Origin of the sequence: Nostoc sp. NMS9, assembly GCF_017114995.1 — a bacterium.
GTDB lineage: Bacteria > Cyanobacteriota > Cyanobacteriia > Cyanobacteriales > Nostocaceae > Nostoc.
This window is the reverse complement of the sequence record NZ_JABXKL010000086.1, coordinates 32,741-40,276: the sequence shown is the minus strand read 5'-3', so window position 1 is coordinate 40,276 and position 7,536 is coordinate 32,741. Positions and strand designations below refer to the sequence as shown.

Genomic DNA, 7,536 nt, shown 5'->3' with positions numbered 1-7,536 from the left:
GGAAAACTTGGCGTAAATTTAAATCCGGCTGCAACCACTCTTGAGGTATCAGCAATCTTTAGGAGATTACAACAACTGATAATGCTTAATTCGTAATTCGGATTGAATTTGGGTTTCCACGTTGGAATCTGTAGCTTTCTTTTGTCCACATGATTCACTTCGTCCCGCGTGACAATATCGTGCAACACGCCGAATTGCGCCGGATGAAAGTGAACGAGTATGCGCCTGACAGCAAACAAGCTAATGAATACCGCACATTAGCGGACAAGATTATCAACAATACAAATCTTACAGTTCCCACCCCCATTGAGATGGATGAGCTAGAAGATTTGTTGATTGAATTTGGCATTCTTGAAAGTGAAGAAAATGCTGCAAAAATGATTAGCCAAGCAGACGCTGCTAAAAAGCTAGAAGACGCTCAAGGCGAAGCACTAGAAGCTCTGAAACAAGGAAACGTAGAAATAGTTTCCGGTAGCTAGAAGAAGTAAGTTTCTTGTTCAGACTCAAGTGCTAAATACAAAGTAAATATTAGGTGGGCTAGTTTCGCCCACTTTCTCAACAATCTTTTAAAATGGAGGTAATCGAATAGCTAATCTTAACCTCTGAGTGTTTTATCATCACCGTGTTAACACTAATCTACTAAAGTATACACAGAAAAATTAATACTTTAATAGTTTAGTTCGTGTTTTTGTTTTCTCCTTCTCTAACCTAGTTGATGTTGATATTTTAGGGAATGATACATTCTCTTGATCATTCCCTTTTATTCCATGTTTTAGATACATTAATAAATGAAAGTCCTATAAAAGCCTTTGGGAATTCAGTTAACATCTAACAAATTCTACCTATTGTCACCAAACAAATGAATCCCACCTCAGGAAAAATCAACGATTCACTCAGTGACTCCAATTCCGAAGATGCTCGTCAGCAGCAGAAACAAAAGAAAAAAAAGTCCTCCACGCAATTACCCCAACCTGGAACTACTCAAGGGAGTTGTGCTTTTGATAGTGCAATGATTACCTTAGTACCAATTACTGATGCTGCTCATGTAGTTCACGGCCCAAGTGGCTGTGCTGCCAGTATTTGGGGAAGTTACAGCAGTCTCTCATCTGGTTCGATGCTGTACAAAATACGCTTTACCAGCGATATCGATGAGAACGATATCATCTTCGGTGGAGCCAAAAAGCTGTACAAAGGCATTTTAGAATTAGCAAGACGCTACAAACCTGCGGCGGTATTTGTCTACTCCACTTGTATCACCGCCCTGATTGGAGATGACATCGAGGGAGTTTGCAAAGATGCTACCGAAAAAACAGGAATACCCACTATCCCAGTACATTGCCCTGGCTTTATTGGGAACCAAAATTTGGGCAACCGTGTTGCTGGTGAAGCGTTGCTAGAACACGTTATTGGAACAGCCGAACCAGAGACTAATACACCTTATGACATCAACCTAATTGGTGAACATAACATCGCAGGTGCAATATGGAATGTTCTACCGTTATTGGAGAAATTAGGTATCAGGGTTTTGGCAAAAATTACAGGCGATGCTATCTATAAAGAAGTTTGCTATGCCCATCGTGCCAAGCTGAACGTGATCCTTTCTTCCAAAGCACTAATCAACGTGGCAAAAGGGATGGAGAAAAAATATGGCATTCCCTATATTGAAGAGTCTATCTATGGTATAGAGTCAATCAATCAATGTCTAAGGAATATTGCGGCAAAGTTAGGTAATTCTGATTTGCAGGAACATACAGAAAAGCTAATTGTAGAAGAAACTGCTGCAATAGATGAAAAACTCGGACTGTATATTACCCGATTGCAAGGTAAGCGCATTATCCTTTCTATTGGAAGTTTCAAGAGTTGGTTGATTATCTTTGCTGCTAAGAAATTGGGGATGGAAGTTATTGCTATTAGTACTAATAGTAATACTGAGGAGGATAAACTTAGAGTCAAAAGCTTGCTTGGTCAAGATGGCATAATTTTAGAACAAAATACTCCTGAAGAAATCCTACAGATAATTAACGAAAATCAAGCTGATATGTTAATTGCTGATAAACGCCATCAAGACACCTCTCTTACTGCTAGGATTCCATTTCTAGATATTAATCAAGAACGCAATCATGCCTATGCAGGCTATATAGGAATTTTAGAGGTAGCACGAGAACTGTATGCTGCTTTTTACAATCCTGTATGGGAGCAAGTATACCAGCCAGCCCCGTGGTCAGCAGGAAATTCTTCTGAGGAGAACATTTGATGGCGATTATTAGCGTTACGAGTACATCAGTTGCAGTTAATCCCCTGAAGCAAAGCCAAACTGTGGGTGCAGTCTTAGCCTTTTTGGGTTTGAAGGGAATGATGCCTTTATTACACGGTTCTCAAGGCTGTACTGCTTTGACTAAGGCAGTATTAGTACAACATTTCCGCCAGACGATTCCCCTTTCCAGTACGGCAATGACCGAAGTTGCAACCATTTTGGGTGGTGAGGAAAGAGTTGAACAAGCAATCTTGACTTTGGTGCAGAGATCCAAACCAGAAATTATTGGTCTTTGTAGCACTGGACTTGTGGAAACCAGAGGCGATGATATGGGGCGCTTTGTCAAGGAGATTCACCACCGTCACCCAGAACTGGATTATTTACCAATTGTGCTTGTCTCTACACCGGATTTCAAAGGTACATTACAGGATGGCTTTGCTGGTGCAGTTGAGAGTATAGTCAGGGAAATTCCCCAAAAAGGCTCCAAGCAAGACGCTTGTCCCACACAAATCACTATTTTGGCGAGTTCTGCCTTCACACCAGGAGATGTCCAGGAAATCAAAGAGATTGTTACCTCTTTTGGACTTATACCTATTGTTGTACCTGACCTTTCTGGCTCATTAGATGGTCATATAGAAGATTCTTCTAGTGCCATTACAGCTAATGGCACTACAAAAGCAAAGTTGCGCTCAATTGGTAGTTCTGTATTCACTTTGGCACTAGGTGATAGTATGCGGGGTGGGGCGCAAATTTTGGAGCAGAGATTCAATATACCTTATGAGGTATTTGGTGAACTGACGGGGCTAGCAGCAGTAGATAAATTTCTGCAAGCATTGGCGGATATCAGTGGTGTCAGCGTACCACAGAAATATCGCCGTCAACGCCGTCAGTTACAACATGTGATGTTGGAAAATCACTTTTACTTTGGTTGCAAGCGAGTTTCTTTGGCGCTGGAACCAGATTTGCTTTGGTCAACAGTTTCTTTTTTGCGATCGCTAGGAGTTGAGATTCACGCAGCAGTGACAACAACACGCTTTCCTCTGCTCGAAAAACTTCCGATTAAGAGCGTCACTATCGGCGATTTGGAAGACTTTGAGCAATTGGCGGTTGGGTCTGATTTACTCATTACCAACTCTCATGGAGTGGCGATCGCTCAACGCTTAAAAATTCCTCTCTATCGTCAAGGGATTCCCATTTTTGACCGCTTAGATTATGGTCAGTTCTGCAAAGTTGGCTATCGAGGTACTATGCAACTTTTATTTGATATTGGCAATCTGTTTTTAGAGCAGGAAACAAAGGTTAAGCATTAATATTAGTTATCATGCCGATGTTTCCTTCAGTGACACAGACATTTTAAATAATGATGAAAAGGTTTGTAAAGTGGTGTGTTGAGTTTTCTTCTTGGTGGAATATTCGCCAAAGTAGAAAGTTTCTTTTGTTTATCGTTATGCTTACCTTGAGCGCGATCGCTACGTTGATGTTGTCGTTCCCTTTGAACGCTCAAATAAATCTGCCGTCAACACCAAAATCAGAATTAAGGGGAGTGTGGTTAACAAATATTGATAGTGATGTCTTATTTGAGCGCGATCGCCTCAAGGGATCTTTGCAACGCCTTGATCAACTCAATTTTAACACCATATATCCGGCGGTTTGGAATTGGGGATATACATTGTATCCTAGCAAAGTTGCCCAAAAAGTTATCGGGCGATCGCTCGATCCCACACCCGGACTAAAAGGGCGAGATATTCTCAAAGAAATTGTGGATGTGGGACATCAAAAAGGGTTAACAGTGATTCCCTGGTTTGAATTTGGCTTCATGGCACCAGCGGATTCCTTATTAGCTAAAAATCGTCCCCAATGGCTCACTAGTCGCAGCGATGGGACTCGGATTGTCAAAGAAGGGACACATAATCGTGTTTGGCTAAATCCCTTTCGCTCAGAAGTACAACAATTTATTCAAGATTTAATCGTTGAAATTGTTAGAAACTACAATATCGATGGTATTCAATTTGATGACCATTTTGGCTTACCATCAGAATTAGGATACGATGCCTATACAGTGGCACTTTACAAAAAAGAACATCAGGGAAAAGCTCCCTCCAAAAACTCCAAAGATCCAGAATGGGTGCGCTGGAGAGCTAACAAAATCACCGAGTTTATGAAACGGGTATTTACAGCCATTAAAGCTACTAAAAAAAATTGTCTGGTTTCCGTTGCGCCAAATCCTCAGCGTCTTTCCTACGAATTCTTTTTAGCAGACTGGCAGAAGTGGGAACGCCTGGGAATCATTGAAGATTTAGTTTTGCAGGTATATCGGGATGATTTGAATGTCTTTATTAGCGAATTAGAGTATCCAGAAGTGAAAGCAGCCAAGAGCCATATTCCCGTGAGTGTGGGCATTTTGGCTGGGTTGAAAAACCGATCTGTACCGATGCAGCAGATTCAGACACAAGTGCAAAAAGTACGCGATCGCAATTTTGCCGGAGTCTCTTTCTTTTTCTATGAAACCCTCTGGAACATGAGCAAAGAAAAGCCGCAAGACCGTCAAACTGGCTTTCAGAAAATTTTCCCTGCACCAACAGCTTACCCAAATTTGCTAGCAGGTTGGAAACCGTTCAGTTAGTTTTCCTCACAAGCTGTCGGTGAACACATCGCTTAATTTAAGTGAAGGTTCATCGACAATCACTTAAGAATTTGGGCGTTGCTGAATCAAGGGATGGGCAAAATGCCCATCCCACAAAACTAGCAAAATCATCCCGCAAATATGCAACGCCAGAATTTGTTGTGGTCTTTTAACTAGCTTCCTGTCCAAACCGTCTCTGTAATTCAGCCTCCGCTTCCTCAATAGACCTCTTGCAAAAATCCTTGAATCACCCCTCCCCAACCCTCCCCGATGTATTGGGGAGGGGGCAAGATTTCAAGTTTCCCCCCAATATATCGGGGGGATTAAGGGGGGTCTATTCGACTTATGCAAGAGGTCTAATTGTCATCGGCACCTGTTTTGGAGATAGGGCGCGTCTTCTGTCGATGTAAATATGAAATGCTTGATCGTCGTTGCAATGCTCCAAAATATAAATTTTTAGCTGCTCTAAAGGCATTTGTTGAAAGTTAGGTTTTGTCATAACCGAAGAATTTCTCCAGTTGGTGTTACCTCAGCTTCGATTGAATTATTCGCCAAGATATAAACATTTCTGGTGCACTCGTCCAATCTTACAAGGTCTATTCGTTTATAAACCCTGGTAAGTTGGGCGCACACCCGAATTGCGGATATTGCTTGTTTGGGTGTAGGCTCCACAAACACTATCCTATTCCCAAACGCCCAGCCAAGGCGGGAGTTAGGGGTAGAAGCGTGGTAATCATCAAGAATAGAGCCAAAAGCCCCAAAGCGGCTCTAGCATCATCAGGTTCAGTGACTTCATTCAAACTGGGGCGTTCTTGATCCCGTTGCAAAAAGAAAATCACGATCGCCCAGTACATAGCAATCATATTACCGAGAGACACTAGCGCTAGTAAAATTAGAGTTGCGATCGTTGCCCGTCCTGCGGTTTTGCGTCCATAAATCGCCTGCACAATCCGCCCACCATCTAGTTGTCCTGCGGGCATCAAGTTCAAAGCGGTGATAATTAACCCCAGCCAACCAATTATCACTAAGGGATGAACACTTACCAGGGATGACTGCAACGCCGAACCAAGGACAACTCGCGCCAAACTTCCCACCAAAATCGACCCTTGGAAAAACTGATTGGGCAATTGAAATAAACTACCTGGATGAGAAAGCAGCAATCCTGTTACCAGCATTACCAAAGAGACAATACCACCTGCGGCTGGCCCGGCTAAGGCGATATCGAATAATACCCTACGGTTGGGTAATAGAGACTCAAAGCGGGTAATTGCACCAAAGGAGCCAATTTGCACTGCGGGTAGAAAGAAGGGCCAGCTAAGGCGAATTTGGTGACGTTGGGCAAGTAACCAATGACCGATTTCGTGAGCTACTAAAATCGAAAATATTCCAGCGCCTATGGGCAAAGCTTCTTGAAACCGCCCTGGATTACCAAAAAAATCAAAATTTAGCAGTAATCCCGCAGCTTCTAAATTAGTAGCAATGGTTGCTATCAACAGAATACCTGCAAAAGCTTTTTGCGATAACAACATTGGCCGGGGATCGTTGCGGCTCGGTAGGACAATCACCACTGGTCTACCGTCTATGTTTTCCACTAAAAACAGACGATATCGATCGCTAAGGCGTTGCCGTAAACTTGCAGTTAGACGGTTGTGAGTTTCTTCTGGTTCTCCCCGCAAATTGCCTTTGAAAATGGCTCCATCTTGGTAAGCGATGGTTTCTGTGGCAAAAAATGTATCGATACCAAAGATACCTTTAATTGCATTCAAGTCCTCTTCTGGTATCGGCGGCATCTCCGGTTTCAGTTCTGCTGCTGTTGGTTGTGGAGAATTTGCTTCAAGTAAGGAAGCAGCGGCAAGTCTTTCGGTTGCGCGTTGCTTGAGGATGGCATCTTGCCCAGCTGCGCGTAACTGTCTGCCCAAGAAGACGTACAAGCCAGCAGATGTGACTATTAAGAACAATATACCCGCTATATTGATGTAAATCCCTGCGGCAAACAATCCAAAAAACAGGAGCCAGGGAGTCATCAACACCACCGACTGTAACCAGGCTAAGATTCCCAGCTTACCAAAAGGTCTGGCGCGATAAAAGCCCCAGCCTAGAAGGCCTAAAGCTACCAGTAGGATTGCCGCCAGGATAGAAGTTTCTGATAAAGTGAACATCTCCAAACCTTTGCTATTGAGACTAAGCCAGAACAAGTCCGGTATTGCAGATACACTTATTAATTTATAACGCCGCCTGTCATCTGCCCAAATTATCCCGCTTGGCGTAGTGATAAAACTTCATATCAACTACGCTGTTGTTGTTATTTATCTAGGACTAGTACAGCACAACGTAAATAAACTAACCATTTAAAATCAATGAAATGCTTACGCTATATTCATTTTGAATTTTGAATTCCGCCTTGCGGTACTAGCCCTTTCAAGGTGGGTAAAAATTTTGGTCAAAAAATTCCTCTTTAATCTCTTTACTGTGTGTTCTCTGCGTCTCTATGGTTAAATAAATTACTTTTAAAGCGCAGAGGCACAGAGGTTAATCAGCGATGCCTGCGGCGGGCTACGCCTACGCATCAGTTTTGAAAGGAGGTCAGCATAAACACCAAAGAATCTGGTGTTGCGCCAAGCCAAATCTTCCCAGTCCTCAGTTCAATGTATGAGCACAA

General features: G+C 42.7%; 5 protein-coding genes and 1 pseudogene. 4 read left to right on the top strand and 2 right to left on the bottom strand.

Annotated features, from left to right (window positions below; translation table 11 throughout):
• Positions 1-149: 149 nt before the first annotated feature.
• From nifH to HWQ40_RS28095, 4 genes and pseudogenes are all read left to right on the top strand, one after another.
• Positions 150-479 (top strand): annotated as a pseudogene (nifH, locus tag HWQ40_RS28110) (nitrogenase reductase); the annotation flags it as partial.
• Positions 480-859: 380 nt separating this feature from the next.
• The gene (gene nifE, locus HWQ40_RS28105) at positions 860-2,254 is read left to right on the top strand and encodes a nitrogenase iron-molybdenum cofactor biosynthesis protein NifE (RefSeq protein ID WP_292784726.1); all 1,395 of its coding nucleotides are present in this window, start codon (positions 860-862) and stop codon (positions 2,252-2,254) included.
• A complete protein-coding gene (nifN, locus tag HWQ40_RS28100) occupies positions 2,254-3,564 on the top strand; it encodes a nitrogenase iron-molybdenum cofactor biosynthesis protein NifN (RefSeq protein WP_292784723.1) in 1,311 nt (436 codons plus the stop codon). Before nifE ends, nifN begins: the two co-directional genes overlap by 1 nt.
• 53 nt (positions 3,565-3,617) lie before the next feature.
• Complete coding sequence (locus HWQ40_RS28095) at positions 3,618-4,877, top strand: glycoside hydrolase family 10 protein (protein WP_292784732.1); 1,260 nt, start codon at positions 3,618-3,620, stop codon at positions 4,875-4,877.
• Between the two features lie 343 nt (positions 4,878-5,220).
• Here the strand turns inward: HWQ40_RS28095 and HWQ40_RS28090 are convergent, their stop codons facing one another.
• Positions 5,221-5,376 carry a hypothetical protein gene (locus HWQ40_RS28090; RefSeq protein WP_292784720.1) on the bottom strand — a complete coding sequence of 52 codons (156 nt, stop codon included), beginning with the start codon at positions 5,374-5,376 and terminating at the stop codon, positions 5,221-5,223.
• A 178-nt stretch (positions 5,377-5,554) separates the two neighbouring features.
• Positions 5,555-7,036 (bottom strand): site-2 protease family protein, encoded by a 1,482-nt coding sequence (locus tag HWQ40_RS28085; RefSeq protein ID WP_292784717.1) that lies wholly within the window; start codon positions 7,034-7,036, stop codon positions 5,555-5,557.
• Positions 7,037-7,536 lie beyond the last annotated feature (500 nt).

Excerpts from the sequence above, each read along its gene's own strand:
- HWQ40_RS28085 (WP_292784717.1), bottom strand. The coding sequence starts at position 7,036 with ATGTTCACTTTATCAGAAACTTCTATCCTGGCGGCAATCCTACTGGTA.
- HWQ40_RS28090 (WP_292784720.1), bottom strand. The coding sequence starts at position 5,376 with ATGACAAAACCTAACTTTCAACAAATGCCTTTAGAGCAGCTAAAAATT.
- nifN (WP_292784723.1), top strand. The coding sequence starts at position 2,254 with ATGGCGATTATTAGCGTTACGAGTACATCAGTTGCAGTTAATCCCCTG.
- nifE (WP_292784726.1), top strand. The coding sequence starts at position 860 with ATGAATCCCACCTCAGGAAAAATCAACGATTCACTCAGTGACTCCAAT.
- HWQ40_RS28095 (WP_292784732.1), top strand. The coding sequence starts at position 3,618 with ATGAAAAGGTTTGTAAAGTGGTGTGTTGAGTTTTCTTCTTGGTGGAAT.